The following is a 23,957-nucleotide window of genomic DNA, read 5'->3' as shown; positions in this document are numbered from 1 at the left end:
GCGCCGCCCCCGCCGGCCGTCGTACCGTCGCAGCCATGACGCAGACGACGGCGGCCGGCTGGGCGGCGCTCGCCCGGGTCGCGGACGAGGTGGCGCTGCCGGGGTCCGCCCGGTTCGAGGCGCTGCGGCGGCCGGCCGACCCACGGTTCCACCACGTGCGGCCCCTCGCGGTGGTGCGGTGCGGCACGCCGGCGGCCGTCGCCGCGACGGTCGCGTTCGTCCGGGAGGAGGGACTGCCCGCCGTCCTGCGCGGCGGCGGGCACGACTTCGCGGGCCGCTCCACCACCACCGGCGTGGTCATCGACCTGGCGCCGATGCACGCGGTGGCGGTGGGTGACGGCATGGTCCGCGTCGGCGCGGGGGCGACCCTCGCCGGCGTGTACGACGCGCTCGACGGGACCGGCCGGACGATCCCGGCCGGCTGCGGCCCGGGCGTCGGCATCGCCGGCCTGACCCTCGGCGGCGGGCTCGGCGTCCTCGGCCGCCTGCACGGCCTCACCTGCGACCGGCTGCGCGCCGCGGAGGTCGTCCTCGCCGACGGCCGGGTCGTCACCTGCGACGAGCGCACCCACGCCGACCTGTTCTGGGCGCTGCGCGGCGGGACCGGCCGGTTCGGCGCCGTCACCGCGCTGACGTTCGCCACGGTGCCCGCACCGCCGATGCTCGGCTTCCGGCTGGCCTGGCCGCCGCGTCACGCGGCCGCCGTCGTGCGGGTGTGGCAGGCGTGGGCGCCGTCGGCACCCGACGAGCTCGCCGCCAGCCTGCACCTCACCGTGCCCGCGGACCCCGCCCTGCCACCCGCCGCGTCGGTGGTGGGCACGATGGCGGGCCCGCCGGCCGCGGCGGACGCCGTCCTCGACGAGTGCGTCGCGCTGGTCGGCGCCGCGCCCGCGTCCGACGAGCGGCGGGCGGCGGGCGGCGTCGCACCGCGAGACGAAGCGGCTGCTGGCCGCCGGCGCGGACCACACCGGCCGGCACACGTTCAGCAGGTCCGGGTTCTTCGCCCGTCCGCTGCCCGGCGCGGCGGTCGACGCGCTGCTCCGGCAGCTGACGGAGGGCCGCCGCCCGGGGCAGTCGCGGACCCTGGACCTCATGCCGATGGGCGGCGCCTACAACCGCGTCGCGCCGCACGCCACCGCGTTCGTCCACCGCGCCGAACGGTTCCTGCTGCACCACGTCGCCACCGCCGACCCGGGCGACGCACCCGAGGCGCTGCGGTGGCTGGACGGCTCCTACCGGCTGCCCGCGCCGTGGCGGTCCGGTGGCGTGTATCAGAACTTCCCCGACCCGGACCTGCCCGACGCCGCCGAGGCGTACTTCGGCGCCAACCTGCCCCGGCTGCGGGCCGTCAAGGCGGCGTACGACCCGGACGGGTGCTTCGGGACCCTGTAGATCACGGTGCCGGGTGCTCACCGTGGATCGCGGGCCTGACAGGATGATCGTCCACGACGAGGGGGCGACATGGTGGAAGTACTCGACGATCCGGTGGGGCAGTCGCTGCGCGGCGCGCACGCGCACCTGGCCCGGCGGGTGGGCGACGCCGCGACGTACCAGGAGGGCGTCTCGACGTTCGTGGCGGTGCCCGTGCGGCCGACGGCGGCCGACTGGGACGACCTGGCGCGGCTGCTGGGCAGCGGCGGGTTCGCCGACCTGTTCAGCGCCGACGTCACGCCGCCGGCGTCGTGGGAGCCGGTGTTCGAGCTGGACGGGTTCCAGATGGTCCTCGACCGGGCGGAGCCGGAAGCTCCCGCCGATGGGGTGGTGGAGCTCGGCCCGGGCGACGTCGAGGAGATGCTGGCGCTCACCGAGCAGGCGCGGCCCGGGCCGTTCTGGGCGCGGACCGCCGAGCTCGGGGCGTTTCACGGCGTGCGCGAGGACGGCGCGCTGGTCGCCATGGCCGGCGAGCGCCTCCGGCCGCCGGGATGGACCGAGATCAGCGCCGTGTGCACCGCCCCGAGCGCCCGCGGCCGTGGCCTCGCCGCGCGCGTGACGAGGGCGGCCATCGACCGGATCACCGGCCGTGGCGAGCGCCCGTTCCTGCACGTCGCGTCGAGCAACACTGGCGCGATCCGGGTGTACGAACGACTCGGCTTCGTGGTCCGCCGGCCCGTCCGGTTCCACGGCTACCGCGTGCCCTGAGCGTGTACCGCGCCGTGTACCCCCGCGGCGGCGGGACGGGCATCCGCCGGTGCGGCATCGCCCGGTCGCGATGTTCCAGACATCCACCGCCGTCGCGGTGGGTGGCGCGCGCCGGTCGGCCGCGCCGGCGAGCCGTGGGGGCGGGCCGCCCGAGCGATGGGGCGGGGCGCCCGAGCCGGGCGGGCGCCGGGTGGTGGCCCGTCGCCCGATGACCGTCCGCAACCGCCGTGCCACGCTCGGCTCACCAGCGGACGGGAGGCGGCGATGTCGGGTTCACCGGGAAGCGTCAGGAACGGCACGGACAGCTTCAGCATCTGGCGGGTGCCCAACTTCTTCTTCCAGCCCCGTGGCATGTACCTCGGCGGGCTCGACGAGGCGATCGGCGGGCTGAACCGGCTGCGCTCGCTGCTGGGCCTCGCGACGCTCATCGTCGTCGCGATCGTCTACCAGGGCTTCGGCCGGGTCGTGAGCGCGCCGTACCAGCCGGGGCAGGCCAAGCCCGAGGCCTCCAACGCCGTCGTCAACGGCCGCGTCTACACGTTCGCCGCCGCCGAGGACCGGCTCGGCGAGATCGCGCTGTCCGCGATCCTGACCGCTGTGGCGGGCATCGGGGTGTCCGTGGTGGTGAGCCTGGCCCTCGTCGTGGCCGCGCGGCGGGGCGCCCGGCTCGCCACCGCCCGCCAGCTGCTGTGGCCGATCGGCACGGTGGTGGTCTTCGTGGCCTACTTCTGGAGCTTCAGCGTCGCGTTCCCCTGGCTGGACGCCCGCCTGCCCGGCATCGTGAACTTCCTGATCCTGATCCTGCCGGTGATCTGGTTCTTCAAGTCGATCTGGCTGGTCGTCACCGGCCTCTTCCGCGCCGACGACGGGCATCCGCTGCTGGCGCCGATCACCTCGACGATCACCGCCTGGATCTTCGGTGTGCTGGCCGTGCGCGGGGCGCAGCCGGTGGGGATGCCGCACCCGGTCTGGCTGGTCACGGTGCTCGGCGGGCCGCTGTCGATCACGGTCGTCGCCTGGATCGCGACGCGGCGGCTGAAGCGGCTGTACCCGGAGAGCTACCCGTTCCGCGACGGCCCGCTGGCGTGAGCAGGCTGCCCGCTGGCACCGGCGGAGCGGGGCGGTGCTGAGGGTGTGGCGGCGCGGCGGGTGCGCAGGAGGGCCCAGCCGACGAGGGCGGCGGCGGCCGTCGTCAGCGTCAGGCCGGCGACGGTGACCGCCCCGTCGAACTGGGCGGTCTGCGCGGCGCTCCAGTGCGGGGCGGTGATGGTGCCGGTGAAGAGGGCGGCGAGGATCGTGCCGGTGACAGCGATGCCCGCGCCGGAGGTCACTTCGGTGGCGGTGTCGGTGAGGGCCGCGCCGATCGTGGTGCGCTCCGGCGGCAGGCCGCGCAGCACGTTCACGCCGGCGACGACGCCGACGACGCGTAGGCCCGCGGCGACCAGTACCAGGGCGGCGGCGACGAACACGTAGCCGGCGCCGTGCAGGAGGGTGAAGACGGCGAGCCCGGCCACGACCGAGGTGGCGCTGATCCAGGCGGCCCGCTCGAGGCCGACCCGCCGCACGAACGGGTCGACGAACAGCCCGCCGGCGATGAGGACGGCGACCTGCGGCAGCATGCCGAGCGCGGCGTGCGCGGGCGTCCAGCCCCGGCCGAGCTGGAGGTCGAGGGTCACCATGTAGCCGAGGCCGGCCGTCGCCAGCCCCGCGGCGGCCTTGTACGCCAGGCCGCTCGACACCAGCGGGTGGGCGACGAGGCGCAGGTCGAGCAGCGGGTGCCGGGCGGTCCGCTCCCGCACGACGAACAGGGTCGCCGCGGCGACGGCCCCGACGGTCGCCGCCCACCCGGCCCGCGGGCCGTCCTCGACGAACAGGGTCGGCGCGAGCAGCGTCAGCACGATCGTGGCCGTGCCGAGGACCGCGCCGGGGACGTCGACCGGGTCGCGGTGCAGCCCGGCCGGCGTGTCCGGGGCGATGCCGGCCCGGACCCCGACGATGGCGAGCACCGCGATGGGCGCGTTGACCAGCAGGAGCGTCTGCCAGGGCAGGGCGGCGAGCACGAAGCCGCCCAGCGAGGGGCCGACCGCGAGACCGGCCAGTCCGACGGTCGAGATGAGGGTCATCGCGCGCACACGCAGGCGGTCGTCGTCGAACAGCCGGAAGGCGAGGGCGGCGGAGCCGGGGGTCGTCATCGCCGCGGCGACGCCCATGACCGCCCGGACGGCGATGAGCTGCCCGGCGGTCGTGACCAGCACCGTCGCCAGGCTCGCGGCGCCGAGCAGGGTCAGGCCGGCGAGCATGACGCGGCGGCGGCCGAACCGGTCGGCGACGGCGCCGAAGGCCAGCATCAGCCCGCCGAACGCGACCGAGTACGCGCCGGTGACCCACTGCAGCGCGACGGTGGAGGTGTGCAGGTCGCGGCCGATGGTAGGCAGCGCGACAGTGAGGATCGAGTTGTCGAGCATCTCGAACAGGAACACGGCGGCGAGCCCGGTCAGTGCGGGCCACGCCTGGCGGAGCGAGGTGGGGGCCATGGGTAGAGCGTAACCCAAACTTAGAGTCCACCCTAGAAATGTGGTGCGGTACACTTCAGGAATGGCTGGCACCGGACTCCGTGACCTGAAGAAGGCGCGCACGCGCCGGCTCATCGCCGAGACCGCCGCCCGGCTCTTCGCGGAGCGCGGCTACGAGCGGGTGACGGTGAGTGAGGTCGCCCGCGCGGCGGAGGTGGCGGAGCAGACGCTCTACAACTACTTCCCGACCAAGGAACACCTGGTCACCGACCGTGAGCAGCAGATACAGGACCAGCTGGGCGACCTGATCCGGGCCCGGCCGGCGGGGACCAGCCCGGCCGCCGCCGTCCGCGGCTTCGTCCTGGAGACGGTGGCGGCGATCCGCGACATGCCGGCCGAGCTCGCCCGCGGCAACCTCGGGTATCTGGCGGCGATCAGCCCGGCCGTGCACCGGCTCGCCCTGGAGATGAGCGACCGGCAGGCCACCGCGCTCGCCGCCGCCATCGCCGAGACCTCCGGCGTCGCGCCGGAGGTCGCCCGCCTGCAGGGGATCGCCCTCGCCGGCGTCTTCCAGATCCTCATCAGCGAGTCCGGGCGCCGCACCCGCGACGGCGAGTCGCCCGCTGACATCGCTGACGCGCTGTATCCGCAGGTGGACGGCCTCCTGGCCGAGCTGGACCGCTGGCTGCGGTAGCCGGGATCTGCGCGCTGTCAGTGCGCTGTCAGCGGGGCTCGCGATGGTCCTTGTGCACGCCAGAACGGCGGGCACACGGACCAGGGAAGCGAGCCCACCATGCAGACGTTCGACACCCCCGCCCCCATCTCCGCCGTCCTCGACATCCCCGCCGGCCGCGTGCGGTTCATCGCCGGCGACCGCGCCGACACGACCGTCGAGGTGCTGCCGGCCGACGCCGCCAAGGGCCGCGACGTCAAGATCGCCGAGCGGACGACCGTCGAGTACGCCGACGGCGTCCTGCGGATCGAGGCCGACGCCGGGCACCAGATCCTCGGGGCGTCCGGCTCCGTCGACGTGACCGTCCAGCTGCCGGCCGGGTCCCGGCTCGAGGTGAAGGCGGCCAGCGCCGACCTGCGGGCCGCCGGCCGGTTCGGCGACGTCGCCTACGACGGCGCGCACGGCGCGGTCGACCTCGACGAGGTCGGCAGCGTCCGGCTCACCACGCTCGCCGGCGACGTCAGCGTCGGCCGCCTCAACGGCCCCGCACAGATCAGCACCGCCAAGGGCGACATCCGCATCACCGAGGCCGTCCGCGGCGAGGTCGTGCTGCGCACCCAGGCCGGCGACGTGACGGTCGGCGCCGCGCCGGGCGTGTCCGCCGCCCTGGACGCCGGCACCAGCCACGGCCGCATCCACAACGCGCTGAGGAACACCGGCACCGCCGACCTGACCATCCGCGCCACCACCGCCACCGGCGACATCGCCGCCCACAGCCTGTAGAAGGAGCCACCACCATGACGAACCTGGCCATCGCGGCGCACGGACTGCGCAAGTCCTACGGCGACAAGCTCGTGCTCGACGGCGTCGACCTCGAGGTCCCCGCCGGCACGATCTTCTCCCTGCTCGGACCGAACGGCGCCGGCAAGACCACCGCCGTCAAGATCCTCTCCACGCTCGTCTCGCCCGGCCCGGGCTCCGGCGGCATCCGGATCGGCGGACACGACCTCGCCGCCGACCCGCAGGCCGTGCGCGCCGCGATCGGCGTCACCGGCCAGTTCTCCGCCGTCGACGGGCTGATCACCGGCGAGGAGAACATGCTGCTCATGGCGGACCTGCACCACCTGTCCAAGCGCGACGGCCGCCGGACCGCCGCGCAGCTGCTGGAGCGGTTCGCGCTCACCGACGCGGCGCAGAAGCCCGCCTCCACCTACTCCGGCGGCATGAAGCGCCGCCTCGACCTCGCCATGACCCTGGTCGGCCACCCTCGGGTCATCTTCCTCGACGAGCCCACCACCGGCCTCGACCCGCGCAGCCGGCACAACATGTGGCAGATCATCCGGGAGCTCGTCGACGACGGCGCCACCGTCTTCCTCACCACCCAGTACCTGGAGGAGGCCGACCAGCTCGCCGACCGGATCGCGGTGCTGCACGGCGGGAAGATCGTCGCCGAGGGCACCGCCGGCGAGCTGAAGCGGCTCGTCCCCGGCGGGCACGTCCGGCTCCGCTTCACCGACCCGGTCGCCTACCAGGCGGCGGGCCTGGCGCTGCGCGACGCCGCCCGCGACGACGAGTCCCTCGCGCTGCAGATCGCGAGCGACGGCAGCCAGCGGGACCTGCGGTCCATCCTCGACCGGCTCGACGCCGCCGACGTCGAGGCCGACGAGCTGACCGTCCACACGCCCGACCTCGACGACGTGTTCTTCGCCCTGACCGGCGACGCCCGCACCGACGCCCACACCGACGCCCACACCAATGACAAGGAGACTGTGTGATGAACGCCCTCGCCATCCGGGATTCCGGCACGATGCTGCGCCGCAACCTGCTGCACGCGCGCCGCTACCCGTCGCTGACCCTGAACCTGCTGCTCACCCCGATCATGCTGCTGTTGCTGTTCGTGTACATCTTCGGCGACGTCATGGGCGCCGGCATCGGCGGCGGCCGCTCGGAGTACATCGCCTACCTGCTGCCGGGCCTGCTGCTGATGACCATCGGCAGCACCGTCATCGGCACCGCGGTCTCCGTCTCCAACGACATGACCGAGGGCATCATCGCCCGCTTCCGCACGATGGCGATCCACCGCGGCGCCGTCCTCATCGGCCACGTCATCAGCAGCGTCCTGCAGTCGGTGGCGAGCGTGGTGCTCGTCGGTGCCGTCGGCGTCGCGATCGGCTTCCGGTCCACGGACGCCTCGGTCCTGGAGTGGCTGGCCGCGTTCGGGCTGCTGGTGCTCTTCGCCCTCGCGGTCACCTGGATCGCGGTCGGGATGGGCCTGATCAGCCCGAGCGCCGAGGCGGCCAGCAACAACGCGCTGCCGCTGATCCTGCTGCCGCTGCTGTCCAGCGCCTTCGTGCCGATCCACGCCATGCCCGGCTGGTTCCAGCCGATCGCGAAGTACCAGCCGTTCACGCCGGCCATCGAGACCCTCCGCGGCCTGCTGCTCGGCACCGGCATCGGCTACAACGGGTGGCTGGCGGTCGGCTGGTGCGCCGGGCTCGCGGTGCTCGGCTATTTCTGGTCGACCTCGAAGTTCAACGGCGACGCGCAGTAAGCGATGCGGTACGCGATCGAGGCCGGCGGTCTGGTCAAACGGTTCGGGGACGCGGTGGCGCTGGACGGGGTGGACCTGCGGGTCACCGCCGGACAGGTCACCGCCGTCCTCGGCCCCGCCGGGGCGGGCAAGACGACCCTCCTGGCAGTGCTGGCGGCGTCGGTACGACCTGACGCCGGCTGGACGAAGACGGCCACGCCGGTCCTGCTGCTCGACGAGCCCGCCGCCGACCCCGCCGCCGACCCCGCCGATGACCCCGCCGATGACCCGGCCCGGGCCGGCACGGTGCTGTTCACGACGCGGGACCCCGCGCAGGCCGAGCGGTGCGCCGACCGGATCGTGGTCCTGGACCGGGGCCGCGTGCTCGCGGAAGGCCGGCCGGGGGAGCTGCGGCGGCGCGTCGGCGGCCAGATCCTGCACGTCCACCCGTCGGTGCCCGCAGACACGGACGCGATCACCCGGATCCTCACCGAGCTGACCGGCGCCGTCCCGGCCCGCGACGCCGGCGGCCTGCTCACCGTGCCGGCCACCGACCCGATGCTGCTGTCGGCGCTGGTGCGGCGGCTGGACGCGGCCGGCGTCACCGCCGACGAGCTGGGCCTGCGCCGGCCCACCCTCGACGAGGTCCTCGCCGCGCTCACCGGGTCGCCGGAATGACCTCCCGCGACCGCCGGTCAGCCGATGGCTCGGCCGGTGACTCGGCCGGTGGTTCAGGCGGTGGTTCAGCCGGTGGTTCAGGCGGTGGCGAGGGCGACGACCCGGGCGATCGCGTCGGGTCGCGGCGTGCCGGCGCCGCGCCGGAACGCCTCGGCGTAGCCCTCGTCGCCGAGCCGGGCGGTCAGCCGGTCGGCGAGGGCGCGCAGCTCGGGCTCGCCGTGGTCGAACTCGCCGCGGATCACCTCGCTCATGCCGAGCGCCGCGGCCGCGTCCCCGGGCCGGTCCCGCAGCGCGAGGAGCCCGGCGAGCAGCTCGGCCGCCCACGCCAGACCGGCGCTGTAGGCCTGCGCGACGAGCGACGCGACCGCCTCGGGCAGCAGCGCCGCGGCCGGCGTCACGTCCCCCTCGGCGAGACGGTTCTCCAGCCGGGTGCTGACGATGAGGTCGCGGGCCAGTGGCTCGGGGATGGCGCCGCGCCGCACCAGCGCCTCCAGCTCGTCGAGGGTCCGGTCGGCCTGCGCGAGGTCGCCGGCGAGGCGGTGCACGTTGGCGAGGCCGACCAGGATGTTGACCTCCATCCGGCGGTGGCCGCGCTCGCGGGCCCGGCGCTGCGCGGCCCTGATGTCGCGCAGCGCGCCGTCGATGTCCCCGCTGCGCCGGCGCTCCCGGGCCAGCCGCGCCCGGCTCAGGTACAGGTAGTCCTCGACGCCGAGCTCGGAGCTGAGCACGACGGCCCGCTCGAACGCGGCGATCGCCGGGCCGTGCTCGCGCCGCAGCGAGTGGTCGCGGCCCAGCGGCAGCAGGCTCAGCACGAGCCCCCACCGGTCGCCGACCGCCTCGAACCCTTCGAGGGCGGCACGCCGGGACGCGGCGCCGGAGCGCAGGTCGCCCTCCTCGGTGAGCAGGAAGTCCTTCGCCCAGTGCGCGCTGGCCCGGATCCACGGGTCGGGCGAGTCCAGCGCCTCGAGCAGGTCGGACTCCTCGGTGGTGTGCGCCAGCTGCGTCATGCGCATCAGCGGCCGCGCGGGGTGGAACTCGCGGGCGCCGGCCGAGTCGACGTCCATGCTGGCCCGCACCACCCCGAACGCCGTCCGGGCCTGCTGCGGCAGCGCGCCGCCGTAGCGCAGGTACGTCTCGAACTGGGCCGTCATGCCGCTCATGCCCCAGTACCAGAACATCGCGCCGACGAACCGCTCGGCCGTCGCCGTGTCGCCGGCGTCCACGGCCAGCCGTAGCGCGTGCGCGAGGTTGTCGTGCTCGGCGTCGAAGACCGCGATCGCCGCGAGCTGGTCCCGGGTGCGCAGCAGCGGGTCGTGCTCCTCGGCGAGGTCCCGGTAGTAGCGGCAGAACCGCTCGCCGATGTCGTCGCCCTCCTGGCGGGTCAGCGCGTACGCGCGGACCGTCTCCAGCATCCGGTACCGGTCGCCGGACCGTCCGGCGATCGACTTCTCCACCATCGCGTCGAGCACGTAGAAGATGTCGCGGGCGGGCAGCGTACCGTCGGCGCAGACCGCTTCCAGGGCCGCCGTGGTCGCGCCGCCAGGGAAGGTCGCCAGCCGGCGGGCGAGGACCCGCTCCGGCTCCTCGAGCAGGTCCCAGCTCCATTCGACGACGGCGAGGAGGGTGCGCTGGCGGGGGAGCGCGGACCGGCTGCCGGAGCTGAGCAGGCGGAACCGGTCGTCGAGCCGCCGGGCGATCTGGTCCACGCTCATCGACCGCAGCTTCGCGGCGGCGAGCTCCAGCGCGAGCGGCATCCCGTCCAGCCGCCAGCAGATCTCCACCACGTGGTCGACCGTCGACTCGTCGAGCGCGAACCCGGGCCGCACCGTCGCCGCGCGGTCCACGAAGAGCCGCACCGCCGCCGCCCGGGCGGCCTCCTCGGGCTCCACCGAGTCGCGGGGCACCTCGAGGGGCCCTAGGTGGCACAGCGCCTCACCGGTGATGGCGAGGGGCTCGCGGCTGGTGGCGAGGACCCGCAGCCGCGGCAGCCGGGTCAGGAGCTGGTCGGCGAGCTCGGCGGCGGCGTCGACGAGGTGCTCGCAGTTGTCCAGCAGCATGACGGCGTCGCCGACGTCGAGCAGCTCCACGACCCGGTCGAGGGTGGTGTGGCCGCCCTCGTAGAGCCGGCCGTCGGAGGCGTTGAGGGCGGCGACGACGGCGTCGGCGAGGTGGTCGGGGTCGCTGACCGCGGCGAGGGACACGAACCACACCCGCTGCCGGGCGGCCCTCGCCGCCTCCAGCACCAGCCGCGTCTTGCCGGCGCCGCCGGGACCGACGACGGTGACGAGCCGGTTGGCGTCCAGGAGCGCGGCGAGCTGCGCCAGCTCCGCGTCCCGGCCGACGAAGCTGGTGAGCTGCGCCGGCAGCCGGTTCGGCGCGACCGTCTCGGCCCGCCTGGCGGGCTGCTCCATCTCGCCGCGCAGCAGCGCCAGGTGCAGCTCCTTCAGCGCGGCGCCCGGGTCGACGCCGAGCTCGTCGCCGAGCCGGCCCCGGATCTCCTCGTACACGGCGAGGGCGTCGCTCTGGCGGCCGGTCGCGGCCAACGCCTGCATCCGCAGCCCGGCGAGGCGCTCGCTCAGCGGGTGCTCGGCGGCCAGGGCGCCCAGCCGCGGCAGCACCTCGGCGGGCCGGCCCAGCTCCAGCTCCGCCTGGAACAGGTCCGTGGCGACGTCCCGCCGGCGCTCGTGCAGCCCGGCGGCGACGGTCCGCGCGAACGGCGCGTCCTGCAGGTCCGTCAGCGCCGCGCCCCGCCACAGGCCGAGCGCCGCGTCGAGGGTGACGGCCGCCTGCGCGGGCGCTTCCCGCCGGCCCTGCGCGGCGAGGTCCTCGAACCGGTGCGCGTCGACGTCCTCCCGACGCACCGTCAGCCGGTATCCGCCGGCGACGAGCTCCACGCCGCCGGCGTCGCCCAGCGCGCGCCGCAGCCGGGACACGAGCCCCTGCAGCGCGGCAGCCGCCCCGGCCGGCGCGTCCTCGCCCCACAGGTCGTCGATCAGCAGCTCCGCCGACACCGGCCGGCCCGCCTCGAGCGCCAGCCGGGCGAGCAGCATCCGCAGCCGCACCCCGGCGATCTCCACCGGCGCCCCGGTCTGCGTATGGACCTCAAGTGGGCCAAGGACGGCAATTCGCACGGCGCAAAGCTAACCAGACCGCGCCTCGTCGATGCCGTGAGGTGCGCACAGCACGCTCCGCAGCGCGGCGGGCACGGGGCGTTCGCCGGAGCCGTCGGGGGCGACGGTGACATACACGATCTTCGCGGCGCAGGTCTCGACGCCGTCGCGGCGGACGCCTTCCACGGCATGACGAACGCGTCCATGACTGACGATCCTGCCGCACGGCGCTCCGGTGGTGGGGTGCCGCCCGTCACGACGGGGCGGTCGGCGAGGTGGCGATGTGTTACAAAAGGCGTCCAACGGGGGGAGGGCACGGCATGCGCCGTCAGTTCGTGGTGCTCGCAGCGGTGGTGATCGGCCTGGCGGGCTGCGGTTCGGGCGGGGGCTCGAAGGCGTCGCAGGGCGCGTCGTCCTCGCCGTCGCCCCAGCCGCCGCCGAAGGTCGCGGGCAAGCTGCTCGTCACGACGACCGGCGGGCTGAAGCTGCTCACCCAGGAGGCCGACGGGCACCTGTCGATCGCGCCCTTCGACGTGCCGCGCTCCTCCGACTTCGAATACGAGGTCACCGCCGACCACAAGACGTTCGTCTACCGCAGCGGCAAGGTCGTGACGGCCCGAACCATCGCCGACGGCAGCGAGCGCAAGGTCGCCGGGGACGCGTCGACCAACAAGCTGTGCCTGCGCACCTCGCCGGACAGCAAGCGGGTCTCGTACCTGCGCGGCGAGGAACTCGTCGTCGCCGACTTCGCCGGCAAGGTGACCGTCGTCGACAAGGTCAAGTCGGCGAAGTACACGCTGGGCGCGACGACGGTGACGGCCACGACCGAGCTGGACTGCGGCGAGTGGCTGGACGACACGCACCTGAAGTTCGACCGGCGCAAGGCCATCCCGGACAGCATCTCGGTCGACATCACCGCCACGGCGCCCGTCATCAAGGCCGACACCACGACCGTCGCGGTGCTCGGCGGCAAGACCCCGAAGCTGGTGGACTCGCCGGGCATGTGGCACCCCACCGCCGAGTGCGGCAAGCGGGTCGCGGCCACGGCCGGCTCCACCAAGGACGCGCTGCACCTGCGGGAGCGCACAGGCGACGCCGAGCTGAGCAAGGCCGGCACCTTCACCGGCTCCGACATCGCGCTCGCCGGCACCACCGGCGGCACCCACAGCGTGCTCTTCGTCCCCGGCAGCTGCCGTCCGCTGCTCTACACCATGGAGAAGCGCACGTTCCAGTCCATCGACCCCGCGACGCGGGCGATCGGCGCCGAGCCGACCGTCACCCTGCCCGACGGTGGCATCGACGTCCGCCTGTACGACGACCCGCAGACCTGGCAGCCGGTGAAGGACGCCGAGGTGCTCGCCGCGGTCGTCGACAAGCAGATCGTCATCGTCGACCTCGCCGCCCGCACCGCGAAGCTGGTCCCGGCGGACGGCCTGGACGCCTCCGCCCGGGTCATGGCCTGGCTGCCCTGACCGCAGCGGGGTTTTTCCGCTCCCGACCCGGCGACGAACCGGCCGTCGCGATCGTTGGCCGTTACGGGTGGGCGTTCGCGGGGTACCCCGTGCGGCATCCGGACGAGGCGGGAGCGAGCTCATGACCGACGCGGTGCATCTGCAGATGTCGCTGGATCTGCCGCGGGAGTCGGCACGGGTGGGGCAGACCCGCCGCATGCTGGACGGTGCCCTGGCCGGGGCGGGCGTCGAGCAGGATTGCCGCGACGACATCCGGCTGGCGCTGACCGAGGCGTGCACCAACGTCATCGAGCACGCCGGCCTCGCCACGACGTACCACGTCGATGTGAGCGTGGACGGCGACCGCTGCGTGATCGAGGTGACGGACGACGGCGGCGGCTTCGACCCGGCCGGCGTGCGGCCCGGCGACCTGTGGTCGGACTCGGGGCGAGGGCTGCAGCTGGTCGCGGCCGTGGTGGACGGGCTCGACGTCGTGTCGGTCGACGGGACCGGGACGCTGCTGCGCTTCACCAAGCAGCTCACCTGGCGGTGACCGCCCAGCTGGGGACCGTAGGATGCCGGGCGTGACGACGGCGGCGCGGGCGGCGGTGGCGAGCCTGCCGAAGACGCCCGGTGTGTACCGGTTCCGCGACGAGAGCGGCAAGGTCCTGTACATCGGGCGCGCCACCGACCTGCGGCAGCGGGTCGGCTCGTACTGGTCGGACCTGCGCGGCAGGCGGCACCTCAAGCGGATGGTGACGCAGATCGTGCGGGTCGAGGCGGTCGTGTGCGACTCGGTGCACGAGGCGGCCTGGCTGGAGCGCAACCTGCTGGAGCGGTCGAAGCCGCGCTGGAACCGGATCCGCGGCGGCCTGGAGGTGCCGATCTACCTGCGCCTCGACCGCCGCGGCGGGGTGCCGCGGCTCGTCGTCGACTACGGACCCTTCACACCCGATGTGCAGGACGTGTTCGGCCCGTACCTGGGCGGGACGAAGGCGCGGCTGGCGCTCAACGGGCTGGGCCGGGTGCTGCCGCTCGGGTACACCGGCGACCGGCTCACCGGCTCGGAGCGCGACATGGCCCGCATCCGCGGGGTCGACGCCGCCGACCGCGACACCCTCGTCGCCACCACGGCCGGGTTGCTGCGGCGGGAGCGGGCCGCGATCGACGCGGTGCGGGAGCTGCTCACGCGGCAGCGGGACCGGGCGTCGGAGGGTCTCGCGTTCGAGGTCGCGCAGCGTGTACAGGAGGAGCTCGAGGCGATTGACTGGCTCGTCGCGGAGCAGAAGGTGACGGTCGACGGCGCCGCCGACTGTGAGGTGTACGGCTGGGCCGACGACCTCCTGGTCCGCTTCCACGTCAAGGGCGGCCGGCTGTGCACCTGGACGCAGCGCGACTGCCGGGAGGCCAACGCGCAGCGGTTCCTGGAGCGGACGCCGGAGGCATGGGCGCCGTTCGCGGCCCGCAGCGCCGAGCTGGCGAGCCGGCTGGCCGTCGCGCACGCCCGCTGATGGACCGGCCGCGCTTCCAGGATCCGCAGGTCAGCCTGTACGAGCTGGCGGCGGACGACATCCTGGTGGTGTGCCCGCGCTGCGGCGGCCGCGCCGTGAACGCCGCTCGGCCCACCGGGAGCCGGTGGGTGGCGTCGTGGCCGCGCCGGCTGACGTGCGCCGCCTGCGGCTACGCCGCCGCGTGGGAGCCGGCCGGGGCGACCTCCGTGTGGGGCGGCCCGGTCGACCCGTTCTTCGGCGGGCCGCTGTGGTTGCGCGCCGAGTGCTGCGGCGGGCGGGTCCTGTGGGCGTTCAACCGTCGGCACCTGGACATCCTCGGCGGCTTCGTCGGCGCGAAGTTGCGCGAGCGCGGCCCCGGCCCGGGCGGGTTGACGCTGGTCGCGCGGCTGCCGGCCTGGATGACGGCGGCGAAGCACCGCGCGGAGATCCTGCGCGCCGTCGACCGGCTCCGGGCGACGCTGGAGAACTGACGTCGCACTGGGTGTGCGCCGTCTGTGAGCGCGACGTGACCCGGGGCTTTCGAGCGCGCAACATGTTGGTAACAGGCACTCCGCAGACTCGACCCGCACCGGAAACGTCCGAGCAATCAAGCCTGCGGCGCCCCCTGATCCATTCCTGAGCCGCCCCGGAGGAGCAACGCTGTGTCGTATGTGACCCCACCTGAACTCGCCAAGAAGATGATCGACGCCGGTGAGGCGAAGGTCTTCATGTCCACCCGGGACACGCTGATCCGGGCGTACATGGCGGGTGCGATCCTCTGCCTCGCCGCCGCGTTCGCGGTCACGGTCACCGTGCAGACCGGCCAGCCGATCGTCGGGGCCCTGCTCTTCCCGGTCGGGTTCTGCCTGCTGTACCTACTGGGCTTCGACCTGCTCACCGGCGTGTTCACGCTGGTGCCCCTCGCGCTGATCGACAAGCGGCCCGGGGTGCGCTTACGCGGTGTGCTGCGCAACTGGGGGCTGGTCTTCGTCGGCAACTTCGCCGGCGCGCTGACCGTCGCCGTGATGATGGCGGTGATCTTCACCTACGCGTTCACGGTCGAGCCGAACGCCGTCGGCCAGGCGCTCGGCAAGATCGGTGAGAGCCGGACGGTCGGCTACGCCGACCACGGTGCCGCGGGCATGCTCACCCTGTTCATCCGTGGCGTCCTGTGCAACTGGATGGTCTCGACCGGCGTCGTCGCCGCGATGATCTCCAGCAGCGTGTCCGGCAAGGTCATCGGCATGTGGATGCCGATCCTGGTCTTCTTCTACATGGGCTTCGAGCACTCCATCGTCAACATGTTCCTCTTCCCGTCCGGGCTGATGCTCGGCGGCGACTTCTCGATCGCGGACTACTTCATCTGGAACGAGATCCCGACCGTCATCGGCAACCTCGTCGGCGGCATCACGTTCGTCGGCCTCACCGTCTACTCGACGCACGCCCGCACCGGCGCCTCCCGCCGCGCGCCCGTCGCCGAGCAGGCGGCCGAGGAGGCACCGGTCCTCGTCAAGTAGCTACGGGTACCCGCCGAACGAGTGGCCGCCACCACCCATGCTGCTCGGCCAGGTGGTGACGTGCACACCCGACCGGTAGCGCTCCGGGGGCGGCTCGTAGGGCGGCCACGGATCGTCGCGCCCGTTGCGCTCGGCGACGGTCCGGAAGTGCTCGTGCTCGTACGGGTGGCGCCGCTCGGCCAGGGCGGCGCGCAGCTTCGTGCCGTCGGGGTCCTCCCGGTCGTACCGGTCGAACTGCTCGGTGAGGAACAGCAGCGGGAGCAGGGCACGCTCGTCGTCCTCGGGCAGGTAGCCCGCGTCGACGACGGCCGCGACCGCCTCCGGCTCCAGCTTCACCGCACGGGCCAGGACCCCCCGGCGCATCCACAGGCGGCGGAGGTCCTGCATCGAGTCGCCGGTCCCGGCGCCGAGGTCGCGCAGGGACCGGCGGACCGCCGCGGCGACGTCCTCGGGCGGGTCGGTGTCCAGGAGCGCCAGCACCAGGCCGACGACGGTGTCCTCCCTGATCTCCGGCTTGTCGAGGGCGCACGCCAGCTGCAGGACCCGCCCGTCGGGGTCGTGCTCGCGGTACGCGTCGAACTGGCGGGTGAGCAGCAGCAGGCCGGACGTCCAGGCGGACCGGTAGCCGGCGTCGCGGGCCGCGGCGGCCGCCTCGGGGTTGCCGAGGACCGCCTGGTCGCACACCACCGCGACGGCCTTCGGCGACGTGAACCCGCGCAGCGCGTGGCGGCACAGGTCGAGGGCGTCCTCGGGCAGGTCGGTGCCCGCGTACTCGACGAGGCGCCCGGCGAGCGCCCCCTGGTCGAACGCGGGCAGCAGGTCCGGCCGCTGCTTCAGCACCGCGAGCAGCGCCAGGTCGACGTCGCCGGGGTCGGCGGGCGGGCGGGGCAGCTCGGGGTTGGCCAGGACGATGCGCAGCAGCGCCCCCTGCTCGCCGAGCCACATGTCCTGCCGCGCGTCCCGCCCGGCCGGCGCGGTGCCGATGAACCGGTGGCCCGGCCGCGCGTACGGCCGGACCGCGACCTCCAGGGCGTCCAGCAGCCCGGGCTGGTCCGTGCCCGCCAGCAGGTCCGCCAGCCGTTGCCGCAGGCCCTCGTCCGGGAAACCGACGGCGGCCTCGACGATGCGCTGGACATACGGGTCGCCCAGGTACACGCCGCTCGGCGGGTCCGCGGCGGTCTGCGGCAGGCACGCGGTCAGCCGGACCTGCGGCCGGTAGGTCGAGGTGGGGTCCGGCTCGAGCAGGAACTCCAGCACCGGGGCGACCCGCGCCGGCTGCTCGTGGTTGCCGAAGCGGAACGACGCCGCGCTGAGCAGGAACCACGCCCCGCGCCACACCTTCTCGCGGTCGTCCCCGCCGGCCGCCCACCACCGCTCGACCCGCTCCCGGGCCCGGCGGTCGCCCTCGTACACCGCGGCGGCCAATGCGTGCTGGACCCGGTCCTGCCTGCTCGATCGACGGAACACCATCGTCCCATCATGCTATCCGCGCAGCCGCCGCGCCCCGCGGTCGTGCTTTACCGGGATGGCATTCATCGGCATGCTTGGATGATGGACGACGCCGTCAAGTTGGGGGCACTGCGCAGGCGGCTGGCCGAGGAACTGATGGAAGCCCATCGGGAGGCCGGGGAACCTTCGTACAGTGCGATCGCGGGACAGGTCGGGATCTCGAAGTCGACCGTGTTCCGGGTGCTGAACGGGATCGGTGAGCGGTCGCCGAAGTGGCACCACGTCGACGACATGCTCGAGGTCTTCGGGCGCAGCGACCGGGAGGTCGAGCGGCTGCGCGCGCTGTGGGTCGAGATCCGCGCGCTGGAGAAGGCCGCCGGACCGTAGTGACGGGCCGGAAAGCGGCCGCGCCGCCGCAGCCCGGGACCGGCTGCGGCGGCGCGACGTTGGTCAGGCGAGACCGTTCAGGCGTCAGGCGAGACCGTTCTTGATGGCGGTGATGAGCTCGCCGTTGCTGGTGTCGCCGGAGAACTCCCAGAAGAAGGCTCCGCCGAGGCCCTGCTGCTTGGCGTAGGTCATCTTCCCCGCGATGGTGGCCGGGGTGTCGTAGCCCCACCAGTTGCTGCCGCACTTGGCGTAGGCGGTGCCGCCGGCGGTGCCGGTGGCCGGGCAGGAGTTCTTCAGGACCTTGTAGTCCTCGATGCCCTGCTCGTACGTGCCGGGCGCCGGGCCGGTCGCGGTGCCGCCCGGGCCGGCCTGGGTGACGCCGGTCCAGCCGCGGCCGTAGAAGCCGATGCCGAGGAGCATCTTGCTGGCCGGGACGCCCTTGGACTTGAGCTTCTGGATCGCCGCGTCGGACCAGAAGCCCTGCGTCGGGATGCCCGAGTAGGAGTTCAGCGGCGAGTGCGGGGCCGTCGGGCCCTGCGGGCTGAAGGCGCCGTAGTAGTCGTAGGTCATCGGGAAGACCAGGTTCAGCTTGGAGATGCCGGCGGCGTAGTCGGCGGCGTCGAGCTTGCCGCCGTTGGAGCCGTCGGCCGAGATCGCCGAGGTGACCAGGAAGTTCTGCCCGAACTTGTTGCGCAGCGCCGTGATGACGTTGTTGTAGCTGGCCGGGCCGCTGGCGTCGCAGCTGAGGCCACAGGCGTTCGGGTACTCCCAGTCGATGTCGATGCCGTCGAAGACGTCGGCCCAGCGGGAGTCCTTGACCAGGTTGTAGCAGGAGTTCGCGAAGCCGGTCGGGTTCGCCGCCGCCTGCGTGAAGCCGCCGGACCAGGTCCAGCCGCCGAACGACCAGATCACCTTGATGTTCGGGTACAGCCGCTTGAGCTTGCGCAGCTGGTTGAAGTTGCCGCGCAGCGCGCCGGTGTCCCAGGTGTCCGCGACGCCGTCGACCGAGTCGGCCGCGGTGTACGCCTTGTCGTAGTCGGCGTACGAGTCACCGATGGAGCACTGCCCGCCGCTGGTGTTGCCGAAGGCGTACAGGATGTGGGTCAGCTTCGCCGCCGAGCCACTGGTGACGATGTTCTTCACGTGGTAGTTGCGGGCGTAGACGCCCCACTCGGCGAAGTAGCCGACGACGTTCTTGCCGCCGGGCGGCGGCGGCGAGGTGGGCGGCTGCGACGTCGGCGGCTGCGAGGTCGGCGGCTTCGAGGTCGGCGGCGGGGTGGTGGGATCGGTCCCGCCACCGCAGACCCCGTTGTCGGCCCACACGCCCCACTGGCCGCTGGCGGTCGGCACCTCGTTCGTGGTCCACCACTTGGCGGTGTAGTTGTGGCTCTGGTACGAGACGACGTTGTCCTTGACGTAGACGGCCGACGCGCTCCATGCCGGAGCGCATGCGGCGGCGGCGTTTGCCTGGACCAGTGGCACGATAGCGGTCGCTCCGGCCACGGCGGCGACGACGGCCCCGACCAGGAGGACCTGGCGAAGGGATCGTTTCACGTTCACCTCACCAACAGTTAGGAAACTTTGTTAAAAGCGTGTTGAGACGGTAGACACATCAACAACCGTCAGTCAAGACGGCGATCGATTTCGGCACGCCGCGGCCCGGGGTCAGGGCAGGGACAGCACGATGCGGTCGACCGACGGCGCGTGCCCGTCGGGGTTGGCGACCGAGATGGTGTTGCCGCCCTTGCGCAGCTGGACCTTCAGCGTCGACGCGGTGCAGCACGTCGAGCCGCCGTCGAGCGTGACCCGCTGCGGATCGCGGCCGTCGACCGTGACGACGGCGGTCCTGGTGCGCTCGTTGTCGATGTTCACGTGGTAGAGCTTCAGCGTGTACGTGCCGGCGACCGGGACCTCGACGTTGTTGAACGTCAGCACGCCGTCGCCGGCGCGGCTGCCCCAGTCGCCGAGATTGCGCACGATCGAGCCGCCCGAGGCGCCGGGGTAGCGGTCCACCCACGCCGAGCCGCCGAGCGTGTTGCCGGGCGCCTCGGCCTCGAACGAGACCGGCCCGAATTTCGGCGGCGGGGACGTCGTCCGCGCGGCGGCCGGGGACGGCGACGCGGGCGCGGCCTCCGACGGCGTGGCCGGCGCGGGGTCCGGCGTCAGGGACGGCGCGTCGGTGGGTGACGGGGCCGGCGCGGGCAGGCCTACCGGCGGGGTGACGGGAGTGGGATCGTCGTCGCCGAAGTACGCCGCCACGGCCAGGATCACCAGCAGCGACACGGCCGCGGCGACGCCGGCCACGATCAGCCGCGACCGCCAGAACACCCATAGCCCGCGCAGTTCCGACGGTTCGTCGGCGACGTGCCAGCCGTCGCGGTCCGGCGCCGCGGCCCAGTCCGCCGCGTCGCCCGGCGTCTCACCTACAGGGACGGGCTCGTCCTGGATTATGGGAACGGGAGTGGCTGCGTCGGCCGGTTCGGGGCGGAAGGTCCCACCGGCCGCGGGACGGTCCGGATCGGCGCCGAGCCCGGCGAGCCACGGGGGCACGCGCAGCGGTTCGGCGTCTCCGTCGCCATCCGTCATGGACCACGAAGATAGTCACCCCGGTGCCCCTTCGCCAGCCGGGAGACGCGCCGTCATGCCCGCAGCACGGCCGCCGCCTCGGGGGTGCCGGCCAGGTCCGCGGGGCGCTGCCCGCGGTGGTTCACCGCCCGCGGGTCGGCGCCGGCCCGCAGCAGCGCCTCGACCAGGTCGGCGGCAGCGTCCGACGACGACCTCGCCGCCGCGTGCAGCGGTGTGTCGCCGGTGTTGGTCCGGGCGTGCACGTCCAGGCCGAGGGCGAGCAGGCGGGGCAGGATCCGCGCGTGGTCGAGCGAGCCCAGGGCGTGCAGGAGCGTGCCGCCGCCCCGGTCCGCGGCCGGCGGGAACCCGTCGCCGAGCAGCCGCAGGACGCCGTCGGTGTCGCCGTACGCCACCCGCTGCCAGAGCTCGTCGTGCAGGTCCTGGACCGGCGGTGGCAGCAGCCCGGAGTCCGCCCGGCTGCCGGTCCGCCAGCCCAGCAGGACGTCGGCGCAGCCCTCCGCCGGTCCGCCGAGCGCGGCCAGGGCCTCCTCGCGGGCCAGGTCCCGCGGGTCGTGGTCCAGCGGGTGCCACTGGCCGTCGCGGGCGGCCAGCCGGTGGACCCGCCCGCCGCACTCCACCGGCACGACGGCGGGCACCAGCGGCCCGTGCCGCGGCGGCGACTGTGGACGGCCGGGCAGGAGCGCGTCGTGGACGAGCGGATGCAGGGCGTCGGGATCGATGAGGCCGTGGCGGACGAGCTCGGCGTCGAGCGGCTCCTGCCAGTCCGAGATCTGCAGCAGCGGCGCGTGTCGCGGCGGAGGCCCGGCGACGATCGTCGGCCGCTCCCTGAGGTCCAGCCAGCCCTCGCCCAGGTCGACCGTCCCGCCGGGGCTGCCGTGCCGGTGCAGCAGGGCGCGGGCGGCCGGCACCAGCCTCGACCAGACCAGCGGGTGGCTCGCCAGGCTGTCGTCCGACCCCTGCTCGGCCAGGCCGGTGGCGTCGATCCCGGCGGCCGCGGCGGCTTCCCGCTGCCGGCCGGTCGCGTGCGGGCAGGCCGCGTCGGTGCTGACCGGCTCCGGCCCGCACAGCCCGCGCAGCCCGGGCGCCTGCCGGACGTCCCACAGGTGACGGTCGACCAGCGGGGCGACGGGGGAGACGCCGCCGAATCGCAGCCGGAACAGCCGCCGGCCGCCGCTCCTCGGCCCCGAGGCCAGCAGGATGCCGAGCCCGCCGGCGAGCCGGGTCATCGGGACGGGGCGGCTGGCGGCCGGCCACGAGTGGTGGCCGTGCAGCGGCTCGTGCCAGCGCAGCAGGTCGGGCGCCAGGTGCCGCAGGTCGTCCTCGACCGCGGCGGCGACCGCGCGGCCGTGCTCCCACTCGACGGCGCGCAGGTCGATGTCGGGCGTCACGTGCGCGGCGGCGCAGGCCCGGCGCCAGTCCCCGGCGAGCCGGCGTTCGGTCGCCGCGTCGATCATGGCGGGCGGCACCCCGTACCGCCGGTGCCGCAGCCACCTGCGCAAGGTCTGCGCGCTGGGCGGCATGGCGGACATCGGCGCTCCCGGGGTCGGTGGACGGCCGCCAACGCTATCGCGCCGGGTCCGGATCTTCGTCGTGTAGCTTCGGGGAGGACCACACCCGACGTGAGGACGACCGTGAGCACTGCACTGCCCACCGCGCGCACCGCGGACCCCCAGGACGCGCCGCCGATCAAGTGGGGCGTCATCGCGCCCGGCTGGATCGCGGACCAGTTCGCGGGCGCCGTCCACCGGCACTCGAGGTCGCGGGTGGTCGCCGCCGGCTCCAGCTCGCTCCAGCGCGCCGAGGAGTTCATGGCCCGGCACGGCGGCGGCCGCGCCTACGGCTCCTACGAGGCGCTCGTCGCCGACCCCGACATCGACGCCGTCTACGTCGCGTCGCCGCACAGCCACCACCACGAGCAGACCCTCCTCGCGCTGCGCGCCGGCAAGCCGGTCCTGGTCGAGAAGGCGTTCACGCAGAACGCGGCCCAGGCGGCGGAGCTCATCGAGCTGGCGCGCGGCTCGGGGCTGCTGCTGATGGAGGCGATGTGGAGCCGCTTCCTGCCGCACTACGACGTCGTGCGGCAGCTGCTCGCCGACGGCGCGCTCGGCGACGTGCAGACGGTGATCGGCGACCACGGCCAGCACTTCGACATCCCGCCGACGCACCGGCTGCTCAACCCGGCCCTCGCCGGCGGCGCCCTGCTCGACCTCGGCATCTACCCCGTCTCGTTCACCTCGTTCGTCCTCGGCGCCCCCGAGGAGATCCAGGCGACCGGCACCATGACCACGACCGGCGTCGACGCCCAGGTCTCCGCGGTCCTGCGGACCGGCAGCGCCCACGGCATCGTCTCCACCACCCAGACGGCCGCGTCACCGACCACCGCGAGCATCTCGGGCACCGCCGCCCGGATCGAGCTCGCCGGCCCGTTCTACCAGCCGCAGGCCGTCCGCCTCACCACAGTCACGGGCGACGTCAGCGAGTCCGCCCCACCCGCGATCACCGGCCACGAGGGCCTCGTCCACCAGGCGGCCCACTTCGCCGACCTGCTCACCGCGGGCGCCACCGACTCGCCGCTGCTGCCCCTCGCCGAAACCCTGACGATCATGCAGACCCTCGACGAGATCCGCCGCCAGATCGGCCTGACCTACCCCAACGAGTAACACCGCCGCTCACCGTCCACGCATGGCCGTCGACCTGCTCATACGCGGGGCGGCGGCCATCTGCGTGCGGTCCGGTGCCTTCCGGCGGGCAGGCCTGCCCACCGGAAGAGGCCGATGCTCCGCAGACTCCTCGTCGGAGGCCGCGCCAAGGGGTCTCCGACGCGGGAGGACACGAGAGGAGCAGCAATCATGCGATCGATCCCTCGGAGGTTGGGCGTCTCGCTGGGTGCGCTGGCGGTGGCGGCCGGGCTGGTCGTGACGGCGGGAGCGGGACCGGCGTCGGCGGCGGGTGAGCGGAAGTCGATGTGCTCGGCGTACACCAACTTCACCATCTGGCAGACGAGCAACGAGTGGGCCCGGGTCAGCGAACGGACCTGCGTCGACTGGATCAACTACGGCAACCAGGTGCGGGCGCGCGGGGAGTTCCGCATCGACTGGCCCGTCGACTGCAGCGTGTCGCTGCCGCCGGGGGCGAGCTGCCCGTTGAGCCGGCTCACGAAGGCGAAGAACCTGGCGCTGCACGAGCTGCAGGTCAGCATCGGCTGGAACCTCGCCGGCCGGGTCAGCCAGGGCACCTGCACGTGGAAGAAGCAGTACCGCGCGCCGAGCGTGCTGACGACCACGGCGCCGACGTTCAACTGCCAGTCGAACTGGTACAGCCACCCGCGCGGCACGTACACCGCCTGGACCAGCGCCATGGGCGACGTGATGAGCGACGGGGACGGCTGGCGCACGCTGCCCCGCGACCAGCACGGCGTCAGCTTCGGCTAGCGC

23 protein-coding genes and 1 pseudogene are annotated in these 23,957 nt (G+C 74.0%); 17 read left to right on the top strand and 7 right to left on the bottom strand.

Annotation, left to right across the window (positions count from 1 at the left end; translation table 11 throughout):
* Positions 1-35: 35 nt before the first annotated feature.
* The 4 genes and pseudogenes from ABD332_RS60115 to ABD332_RS28250 form a co-directional block, all read left to right on the top strand.
* Positions 36-497, top strand: a pseudogene (locus ABD332_RS60115) (FAD-binding protein); the annotation flags it as partial.
* Positions 498-1,092: 595 nt separating this feature from the next.
* Positions 1,093-1,392 (top strand): BBE domain-containing protein, encoded by a 300-nt coding sequence (locus ABD332_RS28260; protein ID WP_344505230.1) that lies wholly within the window; start codon positions 1,093-1,095, stop codon positions 1,390-1,392.
* Between the two features lie 69 nt (positions 1,393-1,461).
* Positions 1,462-2,139: a GNAT family N-acetyltransferase gene (locus ABD332_RS28255; protein ID WP_344505228.1), complete on the top strand. Its 678-nt coding sequence runs from the start codon at positions 1,462-1,464 to the stop codon at positions 2,137-2,139.
* A gap of 264 nt (positions 2,140-2,403) precedes the next feature.
* The gene (locus ABD332_RS28250; RefSeq protein WP_344505226.1) at positions 2,404-3,228 is read left to right on the top strand and encodes a hypothetical protein; all 825 of its coding nucleotides are present in this window, start codon (positions 2,404-2,406) and stop codon (positions 3,226-3,228) included.
* Here ABD332_RS28250 and ABD332_RS28245 read toward each other — a convergent pair.
* Positions 3,198-4,673 (bottom strand): MFS transporter, encoded by a 1,476-nt coding sequence (locus tag ABD332_RS28245; protein WP_344505224.1) that lies wholly within the window; start codon positions 4,671-4,673, stop codon positions 3,198-3,200. The genes ABD332_RS28250 and ABD332_RS28245 overlap by 31 nt on opposite strands.
* A gap of 61 nt (positions 4,674-4,734) precedes the next feature.
* Here ABD332_RS28245 and ABD332_RS28240 point away from each other — a divergent pair, with 61 nt between their 5' ends.
* The 5 genes from ABD332_RS28240 to ABD332_RS28220 all read left to right on the top strand — a co-directional run bounded on the left by ABD332_RS28240 (position 4,735) and on the right by ABD332_RS28220 (position 8,533).
* Entirely contained in the window at positions 4,735-5,346 is a 612-nt protein-coding gene (locus ABD332_RS28240; protein WP_344505223.1) for a TetR/AcrR family transcriptional regulator, read from the top strand.
* A 99-nt stretch (positions 5,347-5,445) separates the two neighbouring features.
* Positions 5,446-6,108 (top strand): DUF4097 family beta strand repeat-containing protein, encoded by a 663-nt coding sequence (locus ABD332_RS28235; RefSeq protein WP_344505221.1) that lies wholly within the window; start codon positions 5,446-5,448, stop codon positions 6,106-6,108.
* 14 nt (positions 6,109-6,122) lie between these two features.
* Entirely contained in the window at positions 6,123-7,100 is a 978-nt protein-coding gene (locus tag ABD332_RS28230; RefSeq protein ID WP_344505220.1) for an ATP-binding cassette domain-containing protein, read from the top strand.
* Complete coding sequence (locus ABD332_RS28225; RefSeq protein ID WP_344505219.1) at positions 7,100-7,876, top strand: ABC transporter permease; 777 nt, start codon at positions 7,100-7,102, stop codon at positions 7,874-7,876. Before ABD332_RS28230 ends, ABD332_RS28225 begins: the two co-directional genes overlap by 1 nt.
* A 3-nt stretch (positions 7,877-7,879) precedes the next feature.
* A complete protein-coding gene (locus ABD332_RS28220; protein ID WP_344505217.1) occupies positions 7,880-8,533 on the top strand; it encodes an ATP-binding cassette domain-containing protein in 654 nt (217 codons plus the stop codon).
* A 77-nt stretch (positions 8,534-8,610) separates the two neighbouring features.
* On the opposite strand, the gene ABD332_RS28215 is transcribed toward ABD332_RS28220, so the two are convergent.
* Positions 8,611-11,664: an AfsR/SARP family transcriptional regulator gene (locus ABD332_RS28215; RefSeq protein ID WP_344505215.1), complete on the bottom strand. Its 3,054-nt coding sequence runs from the start codon at positions 11,662-11,664 to the stop codon at positions 8,611-8,613.
* A 9-nt stretch (positions 11,665-11,673) separates the two neighbouring features.
* Positions 11,674-11,829: a hypothetical protein gene (locus ABD332_RS28210; protein WP_344505213.1), complete on the bottom strand. Its 156-nt coding sequence runs from the start codon at positions 11,827-11,829 to the stop codon at positions 11,674-11,676.
* A 134-nt stretch (positions 11,830-11,963) separates the two neighbouring features.
* Between ABD332_RS28210 and ABD332_RS28205 the strand changes: the two genes are divergently transcribed.
* The 5 genes from ABD332_RS28205 (at position 11,964) to ABD332_RS28185 (ending at position 16,101) form a co-directional block, all read left to right on the top strand.
* Positions 11,964-13,115: a hypothetical protein gene (locus ABD332_RS28205; protein WP_344505211.1), complete on the top strand. Its 1,152-nt coding sequence runs from the start codon at positions 11,964-11,966 to the stop codon at positions 13,113-13,115.
* Positions 13,116-13,236: 121 nt separating this feature from the next.
* Positions 13,237-13,647, top strand: coding sequence for an ATP-binding protein (locus tag ABD332_RS28200; RefSeq protein ID WP_344505210.1), 411 nt, complete (start codon positions 13,237-13,239; stop codon positions 13,645-13,647).
* A 31-nt stretch (positions 13,648-13,678) separates the two neighbouring features.
* A complete protein-coding gene (locus tag ABD332_RS28195; protein WP_344505208.1) occupies positions 13,679-14,605 on the top strand; it encodes a GIY-YIG nuclease family protein in 927 nt (308 codons plus the stop codon).
* The gene (locus ABD332_RS28190) at positions 14,605-15,075 is read left to right on the top strand and encodes a hypothetical protein (RefSeq protein ID WP_344505207.1); all 471 of its coding nucleotides are present in this window, start codon (positions 14,605-14,607) and stop codon (positions 15,073-15,075) included. The genes ABD332_RS28195 and ABD332_RS28190 overlap by 1 nt, the downstream gene beginning before the upstream one ends.
* Before the next feature lie 171 nt (positions 15,076-15,246).
* Positions 15,247-16,101, top strand: a complete 855-nt coding sequence (locus ABD332_RS28185) for a formate/nitrite transporter family protein (RefSeq protein WP_344505205.1) — start codon at positions 15,247-15,249, stop codon at positions 16,099-16,101.
* Here the strand turns inward: ABD332_RS28185 and ABD332_RS28180 are convergent, their stop codons facing one another.
* Positions 16,102-17,571, bottom strand: coding sequence for a hypothetical protein (locus ABD332_RS28180; RefSeq protein WP_344505203.1), 1,470 nt, complete (start codon positions 17,569-17,571; stop codon positions 16,102-16,104).
* Positions 17,572-17,652: 81 nt separating this feature from the next.
* On the opposite strand from ABD332_RS28180, the gene ABD332_RS28175 reads away from it, so the two are divergent.
* Positions 17,653-17,937, top strand: a complete 285-nt coding sequence (locus tag ABD332_RS28175) for a helix-turn-helix domain-containing protein (protein ID WP_344505201.1) — start codon at positions 17,653-17,655, stop codon at positions 17,935-17,937.
* A gap of 84 nt (positions 17,938-18,021) precedes the next feature.
* Here ABD332_RS28175 and ABD332_RS28170 read toward each other — a convergent pair whose 3' ends face one another.
* The 3 genes from ABD332_RS28170 to ABD332_RS28160 all read right to left on the bottom strand — a co-directional run bounded on the left by ABD332_RS28170 (position 18,022) and on the right by ABD332_RS28160 (position 22,052).
* The gene (locus tag ABD332_RS28170) at positions 18,022-19,491 is read right to left on the bottom strand and encodes a glycosyl hydrolase family 18 protein (RefSeq protein WP_344505199.1); all 1,470 of its coding nucleotides are present in this window, start codon (positions 19,489-19,491) and stop codon (positions 18,022-18,024) included.
* A gap of 111 nt (positions 19,492-19,602) precedes the next feature.
* Positions 19,603-20,523 (bottom strand): carbohydrate-binding protein, encoded by a 921-nt coding sequence (locus tag ABD332_RS28165; RefSeq protein ID WP_344505197.1) that lies wholly within the window; start codon positions 20,521-20,523, stop codon positions 19,603-19,605.
* A 53-nt stretch (positions 20,524-20,576) separates the two neighbouring features.
* Positions 20,577-22,052, bottom strand: coding sequence for an ankyrin repeat domain-containing protein (locus ABD332_RS28160; protein WP_344505195.1), 1,476 nt, complete (start codon positions 22,050-22,052; stop codon positions 20,577-20,579).
* A gap of 102 nt (positions 22,053-22,154) precedes the next feature.
* On the opposite strand from ABD332_RS28160, the gene ABD332_RS28155 reads away from it, so the two are divergent.
* Together ABD332_RS28155 and ABD332_RS28150 are read left to right on the top strand one after the other, a co-directional pair.
* Positions 22,155-23,183 carry a Gfo/Idh/MocA family protein gene (locus ABD332_RS28155; protein WP_344505193.1) on the top strand — a complete coding sequence of 343 codons (1,029 nt, stop codon included), beginning with the start codon at positions 22,155-22,157 and terminating at the stop codon, positions 23,181-23,183.
* Between the two features lie 189 nt (positions 23,184-23,372).
* Positions 23,373-23,954, top strand: coding sequence for a hypothetical protein (locus ABD332_RS28150; protein WP_344505192.1), 582 nt, complete (start codon positions 23,373-23,375; stop codon positions 23,952-23,954).
* Positions 23,955-23,957 lie beyond the last annotated feature (3 nt).

The organism is Dactylosporangium maewongense (assembly GCF_039531485.1).
Classification (GTDB): Bacteria; Actinomycetota; Actinomycetes; order Mycobacteriales; family Micromonosporaceae; genus Dactylosporangium; species Dactylosporangium maewongense.
The sequence above is the reverse complement of the archived record's forward strand: the minus strand, read 5'-3'. Positions and strand labels throughout refer to the sequence as shown.